Here is a 17,646-nt window from a genome sequence, read left to right on the forward strand (position 1 = left end):
CGGCGGCGCCCGCTGGGACAGAGTTTACGCCAGAGCCTTGGCAGTATCATCCAGCGCGCGGTGCGCCTTATCCACCAGCTCGTCAACCTGCTCGGTGGTGATAATCAGCGGCGGCGCGATAATCATCGTGTCACCGGTTGCGCGCATGACCAGGCCATTTTTGATGCTCATGTCGCGGCAGACACCGCCGGCAGTGCAATCCTCATCGAATCGCGCACGGCTGGACTTGTCCTTCACCAGTTCCAGCGCACCCACCATACCCAGGCTGCGGGCCTCACCGACAATCGGGTGATCCGCCAGCTCTGCCCAGCGCTTGGCCAGGTAGGGACCGGTCACATCGCGCACATTGCCGATGATGTTCTCATTGCGCAGGATATTGATGGTGGCCAGGCCGGCCATACAGGCTGCCGGGTGTGCGGAGTAAGTGTAGCCGTGGGTGAATTCCCCGCCCTTCGACTTGATTACCTCGGCAACGCGGTCGCTGACCATGGTGCCGCCCAGGGGGAAGTAGCCATTGGTCACCGCCTTGGCGAAAGTCATCAGGTCCGGCTTCATACCGTAGTAGTCGGCGCCAAACCATTCACCGGTACGGCCGAAACCAAAGATCACCTCGTCCATCACCAGCAGGATATCGTACTGGTCGAGTACCTTTTTCACTTCCGGCCAGTAGGTCTCCGGCGGGATGATCACACCGCCAGCGCCCTGGATCGGCTCGGCAATAAATGCCGCCACCTTTTCCGGGCCCAGTTCCTGGATTTTCTCGTCCAGGCTGCGCGCCGCCTGGACACCGAACTCTTCCGGGGACATATCGGCACCTTCGCCGAACCAGTAAGGCTGCTGGATATGCTCGATGTAATCCAGCGCCTGGAACTGCTTGTGCATGCCGTTCATGCCGCCCAGGCTGGCGCCGCCGATGGTGGAACCGTGATAGGCGTTCTTGCGCGAGATCACGATGCGCTTTTCCGGCTGCTCTTTCAGGTCCCAGTAGCGGCGGATGATACGCAGGTTGGTATCGTTGGCCTCGGAACCGGAACCGGTAAAGAAGACGTTGTTCATGTGCGCCGGGGTCACCTCTGCCAGGGCGTCCGCCAGCTGGATGGAGGGCACGGTGGTGCACTGGAAGAAGCTGTTGTAGAACGGCAGCGTGCGCAGCTGCTCGTAAATGGCGTCGGCGATCTCATTGCGGCTGTAGCCCAGGTTACAGCACCACAGGCCGGACATGCCGTCGAGCATGCGATTGCCGTCAATGTCGGTGATATACGCGCCATCGGCATTGGTGATCACGCGGGTGCCCTGTTTACCCAGGTCATTGAAATCGGTAAACGGGTGCAGCAGGTGCTCGCGGTCGTGTTGTTGCAGCTCGCTCTTGTTCATATTCTCACTCCTGACTGGTTACAGCGCGACCAGGCCCCGCCGGAAAGCAGGGCCCGCGGCTCGGCCGCCTCAATTTGTGATCACATTTTAGTGCCAGCCGCGGGAATAGCGCAAGAGCTGACTGCAGTCACTCTAGGGTAAGAATGCCCCGGTGCGCATTCAGACCGGCTGGTCGCGCCTGCTGGCCAGTGGGGCCAGCATGGCCTCGGGGCTCAGCAGGGCCTCCAGTTGCTCCGGGCTCATCAGCTTTTCCTCGATCACCAGCTCCGCCACGCCGCGCCCGGTCGCCAGCGCGCGCTGGGCGATGGCCGAGGTCTTGCCGTAGCCGAGATAGGGGTTGAGCGCCGTCACCAGCCCGATGCCCTGCTCCAGGTATCCCCGGCAGACCGCCTCGTTGGCGGTAATGCCCTGGATGCAGTCGCGCTGTAGCGATCCCATCGCGGCGTCCAGGTAGCGGATGGACTCCAGCAGCTTGAAGCCGATCAGCGGTTCCATCACGTTCAGCTGCAGCTGCCCGGCCTCGGCGGCCATGGTGATGGCGGTGTCGTTGCCGACCACGGTAAAGGCCACCTGGTTGACCGCTTCCGGGATTACCGGGTTGACCTTGCCCGGCATGATCGATGAGCCCGGCTGCTTCTGCGGCAGGTTGATTTCGTTGAGTCCGGCGCGGGGACCGGAGGACAACAGCCGCAGGTCGTTACATATCTTCGACAGTTTGATCGCGCAGCGCTTGAGCATGCCCGACAAGAGGACAAATGCCCCCATGTCCGAAGTGGCCTCCACCAGGTCGGCGGCGGCCTTCACCGGTACACCGCTGATACTCCGCAGGTGGCCGATGGCCAGGTCGCGGTAATCCGCCTCGGTATTCAGCCCGGTGCCAATGGCGGTGCCGCCCAGGTTGACCTCGGTCAGCAACTCGGCCATTTCATTGAGGCGCGCCACCTCCTCACCGATATTGGTGGCGAAGGCATTGAACTCCTGGCCCAGCGACATGGGTACCGCATCCTGCAGCTGGGTGCGCCCCATTTTCAGGACCGGGGCGAATTCCCTCCCCTTCTCCGCCAGCGCCTGCTGCAACCGGGCCGCGGCGGCAGTGAGCCCGCGCAACCCAAAGACCATCGACAGGCGCAGTGCCGTGGGATAAACATCATTGGTGGACTGGGACATGTTGACGTGGATATTGGGATGCAGGGCATCATAATCCCCGCGCTCGCGCCCCAGGATTTCCAGGGCCCGGTTGGCGATCACTTCGTTTGCATTCATATTGGTCGAGGTGCCGGCGCCCCCCTGGATCATATCCACACAGAAATGCTCGTGGTGCTGCCCCCCGATCAGCTCATCACAGGCGTGCACAATCGCCCCGAGCTGTTCCTCGTCCAGCTTGCCCAGGTCGCTATTGGCCAGGGCACAGGCACGCTTGACCATGGCCAGCGCGGTTACCAGGTCGGGAAAGTGGTTCAGGGGAATACCGCTGATACTGAAGTTCTCCAGTGCCCGCAGGGTCTGCACCCCGTAGTAGGCCGCTGCCGGTACCGACCGCTCGCCCAGCAGGTCTTTTTCCACACGAAAGTTGGCGGTGTCGCTCATGTCGTTTTCCACAAAGAGATCCGGCCGGCACGCGGTCGCGCCCGGCCCGGGAATAAAACGGGAAAGAATCAGTGCCCGGGTTCCGGGCGGGAGCATAGTAACGCCCGCGGACTAACCGGCAATCGGGGCTGGCGATTCTCGCCGGCCCGGTGGCGAGAATTCAGTGGCCGGGCCTGGAAGCCAGCGGGGCCATGGATTTATTCAGGGCTTCCCCGGTGAATCTCCACCGCCACCGGCTCCACCGACAGCCTGACATCGCTGATCGAGTACTGGTCCTTGGTACCGGAACCGTAACGCCAGTAGCCCCGGCTGTCATCGGTCTGCTCGAAGCGGAATCGTACCCCGTCGCCGGCCTCACTGAAGGCATAGCGGCGCAGCTCGCGGCTTTTGTCGTTGTCCAGCAGGGAGAATCCCAGCAGGTGATCCAGGCGGCTGTTGGGCAGCGCCAGGCCAGCGCCCTGCTGCGCCTCGTAGGAGAATGCCTCCCGGTCACGGGTCTGGGCGCCATCCATGTGCTTTTCACCGGTTTGCCAGTTATAGCTGTCGCCGTGACTGAACACCGACAGCAACAGCCCGTCCACGGCGAAGCGACCTTCGTCGGCAAACCGCGCATCGCGTGCATCCACCAGGATCATATTGCCGCTGCCGATCACCTCCAGCTCCCCGGAATCCAGGTGCACCATCGCCGCGGTATCCTCATCGATACCATAACCCAGGCGGAGGTCCTCACTGTGCGCCGGTGCCAGCGCCCGGATCAGCCGACCCAGCCGGCTCTTGCGATCGAAGTGCTGGTCGACAATACCGCCGGGGAAAAAACCCAGGCCGGGCTTGACCACCAGCAGGCCGGATTCCTGTGCCTCCATACCCGCGTATTCGTCGGTCCCCGGCCGGGTCAGCGCGCTCAGGGAGTCCCCGGCGGCAATCATCGGGTTACTCATGATTGCGGCACCAGCGCTGGTACCGCCCACCACAGCACCCCTGGCGAGCTGTTCCCGGATCGCGGCCAGGAGCGGGGAATCGTCACCACCCGGGCCCACCAGGGTCTGGGTAATGCGGGTCTGGTCACCACCCACGAACCAGATACCGCCAACCCTGCTCATGGTGGCGACCACCTTCTCATCAAAGGCCCCGCGGGCCCAGGTGCTTTCATCCTCCTCGCTGTCGGGGTCGTCGCGCACCGCTACCGGGAGCACATGCACGGGCCCCTTGTACCCGTGGTCGCGCAGGTCCTTCAGGAACTGCCCGGCATAGTGCGCCGGGCGCCCGGAGGCCGCCGGCACGATGGCTACTTCCGGGTAGCCGGCCGGGATCGAGTCGATAAACGCCCGGTACACGGCGGCGTTATCACTGCGCAGCGCGCCGCCCACAATCAACAACCGGCCTTCACGGGCCTGCCCCTGTGCAGGCGCCATCTCACTGGCCCCGCCGCGGGCATCGCCACAGGCGGAAACAGCGACAGCGGCGGTAATCAGAAGAGTTCGGTACAGTCTTTTTATCATCGTAAACACTCGCGGTAAGTGGTTCCCGTTGTCGGGCCGCAGCCGGGGTTGCCCCCACTGCGGCCCCGGCTAAAACCGGGATGAACAGGATGCTGCCGCTCCTCACGGGGCGTGCAGCCGAAATAATTGCGAAAGGCACGGCTGAAATGTGATGGCGAGCCAAACCCGCAGCGCTTGCCAATTTCCTCGATGCTGAGGTCACTGTGGTGCAACAGGTCGCGGGCAAGGGCCAGTCGCAGGCCGATATAGAATCGTGCCGGCAGCTGGCCAGACAGGCGCTTGAACACCCGCTCGAGTTTCTTACTGGTAACCTGCAGGTAATCGGCAATCTCGCCGGTGGTCAGCGGCTCGGACAGGTTGCTGCGCATCAGCGCCTGGGCCTCGGTGAGTAGTGCCCGGTCGCCGACCTCACCGCGCGGGGCATCGCCCGGGCCACTGCCAGGGGCCCGCCAACCCGCCAGCAACGAGTCGAGTATCGAGGTCAGCATGTCCCCGTCGGCGCACGTCCAGATATTCCGGTCCTGTGACACCCCCTGTGAGGCCAGGGCCAGCCTCGGCTCCTGGGCCCGTAGCTGTGAGTGCAGCTCTGCCGGGGCACTGCAGGCCCGCCCCGCCAGGAGGCCAAGTTGTGCCAGTAAAAGAACGCCCGAGCCGACACCAATACAATTACCTGCCCGCCCGGCATGTGCCGCGAGCCGCTCGTGCATGGCTGCCGATAGCGGCTCGCCTGAATACTGGCGTCCACCGCAGATAAACAGGGCCTGCCGGGAACCCGGCACGGCGGGCAGCACCTCGGCCTGGATCCTTACACCGTGCCGGGCCGCTACTGCAGTGCCGCCGAGGCTGTAGACCTGTGGGGACTGGTCAGCTAACGCAAAGCGTTCCATCAATACCCCCAGCGCCCCCATCGGGAAACCGGGAAGCAGTATCACTGCAACATTGCCGGCGACCGGGGTACTCATGTCAGGAGAAAGCCCCGCGGAATTGCAGTTGGCTGTCGAAGTACTGCCAGCGCCCCCTCGCCATCACATGGCGGATGGTGAAACTGTCAGGGTCCACCAGGCTCAGGTCCGCATCGAGACCCTCGCCGATACCACCCTTGCGACGCAATCCGAGCACTTTTGCCGGATTGGCGGTAACCGCCCGCAGCGCCTTGACAAAGTCCACCTGCTCTTCGCGCACCGCCCGGCGGAATTCGTCAAACAGGCTCGCCACCGATCCCACTTCAATATCCTGCAGGGTGCCGTTGTCACAGAAGTTGGTCATCGAGCCCTGGGCATCGGAAGAGAATGTCAGGCGGTCCTCCGGTGCACCGGACTCCAGCGCCACCCGCAGTGCACGGCTGGCGCGCAGCTCGCCCGACGCCAGGATTTCCGGCGTAGTGGATGTGGTGAAATCGATAAAGCCACCCGCCTGCGCAAACTCGACGCCGTGCTGCAGCAGGTGCTCGTTGCGATTGATATGGGTGGGATAAAACTGGCTGATCGGGATATCCGAATTGTTGACCGCATCGAAGAGCGGCTGCAGGCGGCCGTCACAGCCACCCACATGGATGCTGATGACCCCGCTCTTGCCGCTCAGCAGGCCCGCGACCCGGGCATCGGAGGCGACCCTCAACAGCTCAGCCGTCGACGGGTGAGAAGAGCGATGATCGGAAATGGCCAGCTCACCCACGCCAATAATATTGTCCACCAGCATGATGTCGGTACGGACACTGCCGGTAAGGGTATTTACCGGGAACTGGTATGAACCACTGTGCATATAGCAGGACAGTCCCTGGGCATCCAGGGCCCGGGCCTTGCCGTAAAGTTCATTCAGGGTGCGCGTGGTGGCATCGGTACCCAGCACGCCGATCACGGTGGTCACCCCGGAGGCAAAGGCCTCACGCGGGTCCAGTTCTGGCGTGCGGGAAGCAAAGCCGCCCTCCCCGCCACCGCCGCTGATATGGACCAGGGAATCGACCAGCCCCGGCAACAACCAGGCCCCGTCCGCATCCACCACCTGGCCGATATTTTCCGGCAGGGTGAGGTTGTGGTCGATCTTCGCAATCCTGTCCCCGGCCACCAGCACATCGCAGATTCCAAAATCCCGCGGGGCGAAAACATGGGCGTTTTTTATCAGTGTTATTTGTGACATATCAATTTTTTACTGCTCAGAAGCCGGCCAGGGCGGCGACAAGTACTGACAGGGAGGCGAACAGGAACAGGCCCGTCCACAACGGCAACACGAAGCGAAGCCAGATGCCCCAGTCCAGCCGGGCCGCCCCCAGGCAACCCATCAGGGCGGCCGAAGTCGGCACGATAATATTGGTGAAACCGTCACCCAGCTGGAAAGCCAGTACCGCGGTCTGGCGGGTAACCCCCACCACGTCCGCCAGCGGCGCCATGATCGGCATAGTCAGGGCTGCCTGCCCTGAACCAGATGTAATAAAGAAGTTAAAAACCGTCTGGAAAACCAGCATGAACCAGGCGGAAACCGCGCCGGAGACATCGGCTAGCCCCTGGCCCGCCCAGTGCAGCAGGGTATTGAGGACACTGGCCCCGTTGGGATCGTCTCCCCCCAGCAGCAACACGATGCCCTTGGCCAGCGCTACCACCATGGCTGCCGGCAATAGCTGCTGGGCACCCTCCTTGAATGCAGCCGCCGCCTTATTCGCCGTCAGGCCATTGAGCCCGAAGGCGATGGCGACAATCGCAATCACAATCCCCATGGTGAAAAACTGGCTGGCGATTTCCGGCAGGAAATAACTGCGCTCCACCACGCCCCAGATCATCCAGGCGATACCCGCCGCGAACAGCAACAGGATCCAGCCGTCACCGCGGACCATGGTCTGCAGGGATTCCACCGACTGCTGCTTCTGGCGGAATACCGCATCCGAATCATGTGCCAGGGACGACTCCGGGTCGCGCTGGATACGGCGTGCGTAGAAGAGCGTGTAGCCCGCAAGCAGGCAGGTGGCGACAAACCAGATCGCCATGCGGGGCCCACTGCCGGACATCAGCGGCACATCGGCAATACCCTGGGCAATACTGACACCGAAGGGATTCATCCACGAGGTAGCGAAGCCCACCTGGGTGGCGACGTATGTCACCAGCAGTGCGGTGATACTGTCATACCCCATGGTCACCAGCAGTGGCACCACGATCAGGGTAAAGGGAATCACCTCTTCCCCCATGCCAAATACTGCCCCGCCCAGGGAAAAGAGCACACACAGGATGGCCAGGTAGAGATGCCCGGCCTCGCGGTTGCGGGCGATGACCTGGAACAACCCGCGCTCCACCGAGCCACTGGCAAAAATCAGCCCGAAAGCACCGCCGGTCAGCAGGATAAAGGCGAAAACCCCGATCGAGGCGCCCCACTTGCTGCCCGAGACCATCCCCTCGAAGGCGAAATTCAGCAGGCCGATGTCTCCGCCTTCCGCAAATACGGCCATACCCTGTGGCGCATCCGTCGCCTGCTGGTAAGTGGCCGGGTCGATCACCTTGCGTTCGACACCGTTGACCGTCTGCACAATGGTCTCGTAAGTGCCGGCCGGGATCAGGAAGTTGAGGGCAAATGCGACCAGTGCCACACACAACAAGATCAGGTAGGTATCCGGCATTGCCCATTTGGGCTCTGCGACCACCTCACCGGCGCCTTGCCGTTCGACTTCAGGGGCAGAAGCTTGCATAGGGGTACACCAAGTTGGTTTTTATACTGGTTAACAGCCACCGCACCCCTGTGGGGGCGGTGGTATCCGGCTCGATTAAAACGCGTGGCCGTAGCTCAGGGTGACGAAGCGGCCCATGGAACTGTGGTTGACGTGATCCACATTGGCACCAGTGCCCAGAACCAGGGGCGGCTCCTCGTCCAGGAGGTTATCGACCCGCAGGCTCAGCCAGCTGCCATTGTCGAAGTCTCGGCTGATGTTCATATCGAGAACTTCCCAGGCGTCTACCTCAACCTCAGCGGTCTCCGGCAGGCCAACAGCGTCCAGGACACGCAGGGTCGGGTCGTCCGCATAGCTGTGGGTGTAACGCGCACCCAGGGAGGCCGACCACTGCTCATAGGTCCAGCGCACCTTGGCATTGGCCAGCCAACGCGGGTACTGGTATTCACCGGCCTCACTCACCTCACCCAGCGCATCTGACGGGTAACGGTCAAACTCAGCCAGGTATGTGGTATCCAGGGTGAAGCGGAAACTGCCCAGGTTGTCGGTATCCAGGTACTGGGTGAACGCCAGGTCCACGCCGCTGGTTTTCTGCAGGCCCAGGTTGGTCAGCTGGAAATGGGCATCCACTACAAACCCACCGGCATCCACTTCCAGGCCCGGCCTTCCGGTAGGCAGCTCACCCTCACCGACCACGTCAAACTCACCCGCTAGCGCACGCAGGATAAAGTCATCTTCCTCAACGCCAATCAGGTTTTCATGCTCGATATTCCAGTAATCGATGCTGATCTCGGTATCGGCCGTCGGCTTTAGCAGCAAGCCCGCGCCCCAGGTAGTGGCCTCTTCTGGTTGCAGGTTATCGTTACTGACCTCTTCAGAGAGCAGGGACTCGCCGTCGACATCATTCAGGCCATCGCAGGCGCCGGGCGTCACTTCACAGTCGACGCGGTAGCTGCTGAGCAGGGTACCTGCACCGACCTGGGCCAGTGAGGGCGCACGGAAGGAAGTGGACCAGTTACCCCGGGCGATGACGGCATCATTGAAGGCATGGCGCAGGGAAACCTTGGGATTGAAATCGCCGCCAAAGCTATCGTAATAGTCATAGCGCAGCGCCAGCTGCATTTCAGTATCGAGTGTTACCGGAATCGCCTGCTCCATGTACACTGCCCACTGGTCACGCTCTGCGTCGGCTGATGTGGAGCTGAAGCCGAGGATCGGCTCGGGGTTGAAAGTGGTCGAAACCGCATCTGCTGCCGGCGTGTCCTCCACACTTTCGCGACGCACTTCTGCACCAATGGCAACTTTTACTGTGCCCGCCGGCAGGTCAAAGAGGTCACCAGAGATATTACCGTCAATGGCATAGAGGTTGGAAACACCATTGCGCCTGGCATCAGTTCTTACGAACTGGTCAATCGCATCAACCTGGTCGGCCTGCCCGTCGAATGGGTTGTACCAGGCTGTTGTCTTACCGATCGATTCACAGGTCTCTCCCGCGTAAAACGCATCCACCGGGTCAAGATCAACATCCCATCGATTGACCACCGTGCCATCGGCACAGAGATTGCCCAGCGATGCATTGTAGAAGGCCTCGGAGTTATACAGCCCAGAAATACCACGCTGTTCATTTTCGTTGCGGCCAACATTGGCAGCCACTTCCCAATCCCAGTTATTCAGCTCGCCGCGAAGCCCGGTCAAAAGGCGAACCGACTGGCTCTCGACTTCGACAGCCCGGGGATCGGGGAATTTGCCCCAGGCATAGATCGGGTAGCCGTAAAAATCACTGATATCCGTGGTGCCCTCAAACGAACCCTCCTCGACGATGTCCTCGACCAGGGCCGCAGGCCACAGGGGGCTCTCGGGATCAAAAGGCGCATAGCTGAAATTGGCCGGGGAGCTGGTTCCCCGGGATTCGCTGGTCTGGAACATGACATTGTTGAACCATTCCAGGTTATCACTCAGGTCGTAATTAAACGTCGCTACCACACTGCCGCTCTGGTAGTCATCCCGGGTGGCAGCTACCGCATTGGTGTTGAATTCACAATAATCACCCAGCCGCCCAAACTTGAACTGGTCTTCCGGACAGCCACCGGCTGTTGGGGTCTGCGTCTGGTCGTAGAGCATAAAGGCCAGATCATTGAAGCTGGGGTAAACCCCCTGCTGGCTGGGGCGAACAGAGTTGGCAGAAATATCCCGGTCGCGGTCGTAGAGCGCATTGCGCTTGAACAGGTCCACCACCACCATGCTGTGGCTGCGCTCGCCGGTGCGCCCCCAGATCCAGTTCAGGTTGTACTTGCCCTCATCTGAACTGGCAGTGGAGTTACCGTGGGTGATGCTGACTTCACTGCCTTCAAAATCATCACGGAGCACGAAGTTAACCACGCCGGCAACCGCATCGGCGCCGTATGTTGCAGCCGCACCGCTGGGCAGGACTTCAACGCGCTCAATGGCTGACAGGGGAATGGAGTTTACATCGACAAAGGATTCCTGCCCCTTGGCGAAGGAACTGACAGATACGCGGCGGCCGTTAACCAGTACCAGTGTTGCCGAGCTGCCCAGGCCGCGCAGGGAGACACCTGCAGCCCCCACCGGGGTGTTGCTGGAAAGTGGCCCACCGGTTGCTGTGGAGAAGGTGCCGGAGCCACCACCGGTCTGCGTCAGCTCCTGCAGGATTTCAATTGCGGAGGTCGCGCCGGATGCCTCGATATCGTCGCGGTTGATCTGCACAACCTGCACCGCGCCCTCGGTATCGAGCCCCTTGATGTGGCTACCGGTGACGGTGATCTCCTCCACCGCCTCACCAGCGGGGTTCGGTAAGTCCTGCGCAAATGCGCTGCCGGCGACCAGAGAACAACCGACGGCCAGGCGAATGGCTTTGTAAAGATGGGTTCTCTTATTCATTTGGATTCCCTCTGTGTTCAGGCTCCAGGGCCCTTCTTATCTTGGATTTGCAATGTGCTTTTTGAGGGCAAGCAATGCCCACAGGCAAACGCCGGCGGCCCGGTTGCGCACACAGGTCAGCATGCCGGAGACACACCGATACTGCTGGATATTGTTGGCGATATAAGGCGGGGAAAAGAGAACCGACTTATAGCTTCCCTGTGCTCGGCGGCACGCTCAACTTTGTCCTATCAAAACAGGGTCAAGCGCACGGTCAGGCCGATGCGTGGAAGCTACTCGTCAAACCACTCGCTGAGGTGGTAGTTGGCGGAGCAGCACTCGATGGCAGCAATGGATACCACGTTGCTTGAGTTCATAGTGCTTTTCTTTGGAGGTGTTTGCTTGTTGTTATCCAACGAACTTCACCGATTTTTTATCACGGTGAAAAAATGCTGTAAAGCGTTTCTTGACATGCAGGGAAGACCGGCGTGGAACCCGTGGCAAACAGAATTTTCTGCAGCCATCGATTACAAAACAGGCACCCCTCAATCGATGCGGGCAGGGGAAAATTTCCCACAAAAAAGCCGGGGCGGGAATTTCTCCCCGCCCCGGCCCCGCAACCCAGGGGATACCCCGGTTACTGGTACGGCTGGTTGATATAGAAGCTGGTCTTGCTGCCGTCGATGCCAATCCGGGTGGGCGCAACCGATGTCGCCCCAGTCAGTATGTTGTACTGGTCGGACTCGGAGAGCTGGTAGCGCAGCACATTCTCATAGATGACCGGCAGTCCACAGGCTGCCTGGGTGCGGGAGGTCGAGCCGTCCTCGGCCAGCACGTAGACATTGCCGCTGCCATCGACCACCCCTGTACCATCGCTGGTAAAGAAGATCGAGGTCTGCTCGTCCACGCCCATGCCACGGATACCCACTGGCAGGCCGGCCATAAAGGCAATCAGGCGCCCCATACGATCCCGCTCTGCAAAATGGGTGTCCACCAGCACATTCTCCATCATTGCGGTGGTCAGGAAATCCGTCGAGATGTTAGTGTACTCGTGGCAGAGGTCGGTCACAGCCTCCGGGGAGTAGGCGCCGTAAGTGCCGTCGGGATCGTAGATATACTCGGATTGCACCGCCGCTCCGGCGGAGGTACCACCCAGCACGGCACCCCGGGCAAGGGCCTCATCCAGCGCCTGCTGTACCGGGGTTCCCTGCCACTGGTTGAGGTAGTCGGACTGGTCACCACCGGCCAGCCAGATAAACTCGGCGGACTGCAGCGCCCAGAGAACATAGTCGCTGTCCGCATGCTGAGACCGGTCGACCATCAGGGTTTCAACCGAATCGGCCCCGAGCAGGTTAAGGAAGTACTCGTTGTAACCATCTCCGCCGGAAGTACGCAGGACCACCACATCGCCACCGCCTGAAATGGGCTTGACGCGTCGCTCAAACGCCATATCCACGTCAGTGCCGCCCCCCATGACCAGCAGCCCGCCCCCATTGGGAGCCAGCTCCAGGCAGGCATCGTCCGGATTACCGGCCAGGTAGGTAGTAAGCCCCCCGGGCTTGCTCGGCCGTGCACCGAGGTTACAGCCACCGGTGCCACCATCACCGCCATCGCCACTGCCCCCGGAAGAGGGAATTCCGGCAACGGAAAGGGAGTAGGAGCCAGTGCCGCTATACCGGGTGACCTTAAGTGTGTACATGCCTGCCCCACCCACAGAAACAGACGCGCTCTCCGGGGTGTTCGCAGTTTCGGCGGCATAGAGCTGCTGTTGGGGATCGTATAGGTACCAGTCAAAGTCGTCGCCACTGGCGTGACCCAGGGTGATATCGAGTGTGGCGGCCTCGTCAATATTGAAGTAATACCAATCCTGGTCGCGCCGGCTCTCGATCTCGCCGGCCACCTGCTGGCTGGAGCAGACCGGGCCATCTGCATTGGACTCGGCATCGTTGGATTCGGATTCCTGTGTGATACAGGCCAGGGCCCCATGACTCAGGAACAGGGTTGAAAAGAGCAACGCGAGCTTGCTGGGCATTGTGATCTCCTTGACGTGTTGTGCCCGCGAAAAGCCGGGCAGTTATTGTTATGTCGTCAAAGAGTAACGGCTTTGTCATCCGCGATTTGTGAAGGCGCTTCGCAACGGCCAAAAACGTCAAGTCCGGGCGCAATGCGAACATTTGCAAGCAACGATGCGCAATATTTCGGTGCACTCAAGCTGACTTTTTCCTAAACCGTGCATGCGGAATATTCCCGCCCGGTGAACAGCTCAATTGTGGGCTGCGGATATCATAGACCGCAACCCGCCGCATCGATCAGCATATGCGCCACCAGCCCTACCCCGAGCATACGCACAGGCTTCCAGGGCAGGAACAGCAACGCCCCGAAGAAGGAGATCGGGAACATGGTGTGTAGTGGATAGGTGTTGATGGCACATTGCACCGGTTCAGATGTGGCCTCCACAAACAGGTGATCCAGGTCGACCAGGTTTGCCGCCAGCATGATCAGGGCCGCTTTCAGCCAGTCGTCACGGAACAGGAACCAGGCCAGTGCAATGGGCACCACGACGTGGAGGGAAATATGGATAAAACCGTACATGGAATCCTAGATTAATTCTTCTGCGGAGAGAGAGCCGAGGCCTTCCTCGATATCCTGGCGGATGGCGGTGCGCACCCGTTCCGGGTCTTTGGACGCTATGGCCTCCAGCAGGTCCTGGTGGCGATCGGGCAGCTCCTGGACACCAAAGCGCTGGAACACCAGGTGCTGTAGAGGGGCAGTCTGCAACCAGAGGCTCTCGATCAGGGAGAGGATGATATGCGGCCGCCCGAGCCGGTAAAGGGTAAAGTGAAATTCCAGGTTGGCCGTGACGTACTCTTCAATGTCTTTTTCTGCCAGTGCGTCGGTCACCCGGCCATCCAGCCTGCGCAACTGCTCCAGCTCCTCGGTCCCCACATACGGCAGTGCCTGCTCGGCCGCCTGGCATTCCAGTGCGACGCGCGCCGCGCAGATTTCTGCCAGTTTTTCCGGGGTCATGGTGGGCACGGTTACCCGGCGGGTATCCGAGAGCTCCAGCGCGCGCTCTGAAGTCAGGCGGCGAAGAGCCTCGCGCACAGGCATCGGGCTGCAGTCCAGCTCTGCGGCCAGGCCGCGGATGGTAATGGCATGGCCCGGGAGGAAGCGGCCGCGCAGGATGGCATCGCGCACCTGGAAGTAGACGCGCTCCTGGGTAGTGCGGTACTCCTCCTGGGGCGCGCTGAAATCCTGCTGTTCACTCATGCGGCACTTACCCTTTCCAGCTTGTGCAGGACATCGTCGTGCCCAACTTCAATTATGTGATCGACAATTGTACCCCGCTGCCACATCTCATAGAAATCCTCGGCCACACGCCGGCTGGCATCCACCACAGCATTCCAGTACTTGAGCCGCTCAGCCGTGGTGAACTGGTAGAAATCGTTGCGATCAGGGATCTTGCCATAAGGCAGGCTGGCAACGAAGCCGGGGGAAGGCGCCAGCAACAGGGTATTCTGCAGTGCCCCACCCCGCACCCAACGCCAGCTCAGGCTCTTGTCAAACCAGCCAGGCACCATGTAAGGAAAGAAGTGCGGATACAGTGCCAACCCGTCCGGGTGCCGGAAACGCAGGTCGAAATGATAATCGGTGATGCCCCCGTCCCGATAGTTGCCCAGGGGCGCCCCCCGGGGATTCTGCACCCCGGCCATTACCAGAGGGATGGAACCACTGGCCAGCACCGAGGAGCGGACATTGTCCGGTGACAGGGTGATATTGACCGTGCGCAGGCTGTCAAACTGCACCGCCGGGGTGTCGCCCGCATGGAACACAACCCGGTCCCAGAAGGCGCTCAGGCTGCGTCGGGAGAAGGCATTGGCCAGGGCCGATGCCAGCAGGGCCGGCGCCAGTACCGCGCGCCGCTCGCTGGCCAGGGGCCCGCGGCCACGCACGGTAACAAAATGGCTCTGCCAGGTCCGGTTGGCCGCTACCTGTGCCGCGCCCTCATCCCCGAGAACCCCCTGCAGGATCCGCTCGGCGGCCGTGGTGATCTCTGCCGGGGTGGGCTTGCCGGAATCGTAAGCCTGGTTGATGTAGCCATGTTCCAGTGCCTCCAGGGCCTCCAGCGGTCGCTCCATGGCGTAACACATATTGCGAAAGCTGCCGATCGAGGAACCCACCGTGGCAATCGGCTGCTGCCGGTCGCGGAAAAAATCCCCCATCAGTACCCGGTCGAGCTGGCTGATCACCAGCCACTTGGGCCCTCCGGAAGCGCCCACCAGGGTCGAAATCTGTTCCTGGCGCAGGCCCTCTTCCCGGACCCGCCGGGCAGCTTCCGCCCCCGCCAGTATTACGCAGGATCTTTTCTTCACAAATTCATCCAATTTCAGGTCGGGCCAATCTTCCGGCCCCAATCACGCGCTGCGTCGGCGCTTTAAAAGTGCAGCTCCCCTGCGCCTTCAGGCTCGCTGTGCCAGCGCGCAGGAAGCGGAATGTACACGAGCACATGAGCATTCCGAGCACTGCCCGCTGGCGACGCAGTCACCCACCTGCCTCCTTCGAGGCGGAGAGTGACGCGGGAAGCGTCATGAGCGCCGGCAGGTTGGTCGGTGCCAGCGCGCAGGAACCGGAGTGTGCATAAAGCACATGAGGATTCCGAGCACTGCCACCGACCGAGATGCCAAGCGCAATAGCTTCCCGATCACTCTTACCAGGTGCCGGTGTTTTCCATTGACGCCCAGGGCTCCTCCGGCTCCAGGGACTCCCCCTTCTGCAGCAACTCAATCGAGATACCATCCGGAGAGCGTACAAACGCCATATGGCCATCCCGGGGCGGCCGGTTGATGGTGACGCCCTCGTCCATCAGCCGCTGGCAGATGGCGTAGATATTATCTACCCGGTAAGCCAGGTGGCCAAAATTACGGCCGCCGGAGTAGGTTTCCGGATCCCAGTTATAGGTCAGCTCCACCAGCGGGGCCTTGTTCTCCCGCGCGCTTTCCGCGTCGCCCGGGGCGGCAAGGAATACCAGGGTAAAGCGCCCCTTGTCGTTGTCGACGCGACTGATCTCCTGCAGGCCCAGCTTCTCACAGTAGAACTTGAGCGACTCCTCGAGGTCCGCGACCCGGACCATGGTATGCAGGTATTCCATCGTGTAACTCCTCTGACGGTATATTTGGGAACCGGTAAACGCATGCAGGGCCACTGTGGGAGCTTTCCCCGGCGACCATGACACGGGCCGGGGCTCCCCTGGCAGGCGAGCACGCCGTTCAAATATCGACCACATGCAAGTGCCGCAGCGACCGCGATGCCAACTGTGCGTATCAATAGCGTCACTGTACCGCTTACGTCGCTGGCCCTGTCCGGCCCGGCACATATCTGCGCCAGGCCAAACCGGCTACAATCGGGCGGTAAAATAAAGGTTGTTTATTACGGACGCCAGAGCCAAATGTATCAGAAGTATTATCGACAATTCCTGCAGGGCGCTGCAGAAAGCGCCGCCAGCGGGGCACAGCCTCCGCTGCATATGGCCTGCCACTCCCATCATTACTGGCCAGACGTCACCTGCGAGGCGGCGCAGCAGTACTGGACGGATTCCGCCACCCTCGCGGACAGCAAGTGGGGACCAATTTTTGAACAGAAGATTCCCGCCTGGCAGGCGGCGGTTGCCCGCGTGCTCAACCTGCCCAGCCCGGACCGGATCGCCATGGCGCCCAATACCCACGAACTGGTATTCCGCCTGATCAGCGCTTTCGACCTCTCCCGCCCCCTGCGCATCCTGACCACCGATGGCGAGTTTTACAGCTTTACCCGCCAGCTGCAGCGCCTGGAGGAGGAGTCCAGTGTCGAGGTGACCCGCATCCACAAGGAGCCCTATGACACCCTGGCCGAACGCTTCGAGCAGGAACTGCACCGCGGCCACTATGACCTGGCCTACGCCAGCCAGGTGTTTTTCGACTCCGGCGTGGCCTTCCCCGACCTGGACGGCATCGCCGGGCGCAAGCCGGAGCGTACCGAGTTCGTTATCGACGGCTATCACGGCTACTTCGCCCGGCCCACAGACCTGGGGGCAATCGCCGACAAGGTTTTCTATACGGCCGGTTCCTACAAGTACCAGGGCGCCGGCGAGGGCCTCTGCTTTATGAGTATCCCCGCGGGATGCACGCTGCGGCCGCTGTATACCGGCTGGTTTGCGGATATGGCGGAACTGGAAAACCGTGCCGACCGGGTTGGCTATGCGGATAACTGGCTGCGTTTCGCCGGCTCGACCATGGACTATTCCACCCTTTACAAGGCCCTGGCGATCCTGGAGCTGTTCGAGCGCGACGGTGTCACGGTGGAAAAAATCCATGATTATGTGCTGGACCGCCAGCGGCGCTTCCTGGACACCATGGACAGCGCCGGCCACCCATTGCTAAATCGCGACAGGCTGGTGCACCACGACCTGGAAAACGGGCATGGACATTTTTTCACCTTCAACTGCACCACCGCACAGCATGCGGAGAAACTGCAGGAAGAGCTGGGTTCACGCGGTGTCCTGTGCGACCGCCGGCAACAACTGCTGCGCCTCGGTTTTGCCATCTATCATGCAGAAGACGAAACGTTTCAGCGTGTATTCAGCTAACAGGCAAGACAATCAAAACTGATCGTTATTACAAGAGT

At 61.2% G+C, this 17,646-nt stretch carries 14 protein-coding genes; 2 read left to right on the forward strand and 12 right to left on the reverse strand.

Annotated features, from left to right (window positions below; genetic code table 11):
- Positions 1-24 precede the first annotated feature (24 nt).
- From LVD10_RS11580 to LVD10_RS11610, 7 genes are all read right to left on the reverse strand, one after another.
- Complete coding sequence (locus LVD10_RS11580) at positions 25-1,374, reverse strand: aspartate aminotransferase family protein (protein WP_232941721.1); 1,350 nt, start codon at positions 1,372-1,374, stop codon at positions 25-27.
- A gap of 159 nt (positions 1,375-1,533) precedes the next feature.
- On the reverse strand, positions 1,534-2,961 hold the full coding sequence (locus LVD10_RS11585) for an aspartate ammonia-lyase (RefSeq protein ID WP_232941720.1): 1,428 nt from the start codon (positions 2,959-2,961) through the stop codon (positions 1,534-1,536).
- A gap of 197 nt (positions 2,962-3,158) precedes the next feature.
- Positions 3,159-4,460 carry a cyanophycinase gene (locus LVD10_RS11590; RefSeq protein WP_232941719.1) on the reverse strand — a complete coding sequence of 434 codons (1,302 nt, stop codon included), beginning with the start codon at positions 4,458-4,460 and terminating at the stop codon, positions 3,159-3,161.
- Positions 4,457-5,422 carry a helix-turn-helix domain-containing protein gene (locus tag LVD10_RS11595; RefSeq protein WP_232941718.1) on the reverse strand — a complete coding sequence of 322 codons (966 nt, stop codon included), beginning with the start codon at positions 5,420-5,422 and terminating at the stop codon, positions 4,457-4,459. The genes LVD10_RS11590 and LVD10_RS11595 overlap by 4 nt, the downstream gene beginning before the upstream one ends.
- 1 nt (position 5,423) lies before the next feature.
- Positions 5,424-6,596 (reverse strand): beta-aspartyl-peptidase, encoded by a 1,173-nt coding sequence (gene iadA / locus LVD10_RS11600; RefSeq protein ID WP_232941717.1) that lies wholly within the window; start codon positions 6,594-6,596, stop codon positions 5,424-5,426.
- A gap of 16 nt (positions 6,597-6,612) precedes the next feature.
- A complete protein-coding gene (gene yfcC / locus LVD10_RS11605; protein WP_232941716.1) occupies positions 6,613-8,130 on the reverse strand; it encodes a putative basic amino acid antiporter YfcC in 1,518 nt (505 codons plus the stop codon).
- A 75-nt stretch (positions 8,131-8,205) separates the two neighbouring features.
- Entirely contained in the window at positions 8,206-11,007 is a 2,802-nt protein-coding gene (locus LVD10_RS11610) for a TonB-dependent receptor plug domain-containing protein (protein ID WP_237063730.1), read from the reverse strand.
- Positions 11,008-11,328: 321 nt separating this feature from the next.
- On the opposite strand from LVD10_RS11610, the gene LVD10_RS11615 reads away from it, so the two are divergent.
- Positions 11,329-11,643: a hypothetical protein gene (locus LVD10_RS11615; RefSeq protein WP_237063731.1), complete on the forward strand. Its 315-nt coding sequence runs from the start codon at positions 11,329-11,331 to the stop codon at positions 11,641-11,643.
- On the opposite strand, the gene LVD10_RS11620 is transcribed toward LVD10_RS11615, so the two are convergent.
- From LVD10_RS11620 to LVD10_RS11640, 5 genes are all read right to left on the reverse strand, one after another.
- On the reverse strand, positions 11,624-13,018 hold the full coding sequence (locus LVD10_RS11620) for a Type 1 glutamine amidotransferase-like domain-containing protein (protein ID WP_237063732.1): 1,395 nt from the start codon (positions 13,016-13,018) through the stop codon (positions 11,624-11,626). The two genes, LVD10_RS11615 and LVD10_RS11620, sit on opposite strands and share 20 nt — an antisense overlap.
- 251 nt (positions 13,019-13,269) lie before the next feature.
- Positions 13,270-13,578 carry a DUF6122 family protein gene (locus tag LVD10_RS11625; RefSeq protein ID WP_232941712.1) on the reverse strand — a complete coding sequence of 103 codons (309 nt, stop codon included), beginning with the start codon at positions 13,576-13,578 and terminating at the stop codon, positions 13,270-13,272.
- 6 nt (positions 13,579-13,584) lie between these two features.
- Complete coding sequence (locus tag LVD10_RS11630) at positions 13,585-14,256, reverse strand: GntR family transcriptional regulator (RefSeq protein WP_237063733.1); 672 nt, start codon at positions 14,254-14,256, stop codon at positions 13,585-13,587.
- Positions 14,253-15,359 (reverse strand): hypothetical protein, encoded by a 1,107-nt coding sequence (locus LVD10_RS11635; protein ID WP_237063734.1) that lies wholly within the window; start codon positions 15,357-15,359, stop codon positions 14,253-14,255. Before LVD10_RS11635 ends, LVD10_RS11630 begins: the two co-directional genes overlap by 4 nt.
- Positions 15,360-15,694: 335 nt before the next feature.
- Positions 15,695-16,135 (reverse strand): VOC family protein, encoded by a 441-nt coding sequence (locus LVD10_RS11640; RefSeq protein ID WP_232941709.1) that lies wholly within the window; start codon positions 16,133-16,135, stop codon positions 15,695-15,697.
- Positions 16,136-16,432: 297 nt separating this feature from the next.
- Between LVD10_RS11640 and LVD10_RS11645 the strand changes: the two genes are divergently transcribed.
- Complete coding sequence (locus LVD10_RS11645; protein WP_232941708.1) at positions 16,433-17,608, forward strand: aminotransferase class V-fold PLP-dependent enzyme; 1,176 nt, start codon at positions 16,433-16,435, stop codon at positions 17,606-17,608.
- Positions 17,609-17,646: the final 38 nt, after the last annotated feature.

Source organism: Microbulbifer zhoushanensis (assembly GCF_021729055.1).
In the GTDB taxonomy this organism is placed as follows: domain Bacteria; phylum Pseudomonadota; class Gammaproteobacteria; order Pseudomonadales; family Cellvibrionaceae; genus Microbulbifer; species Microbulbifer zhoushanensis.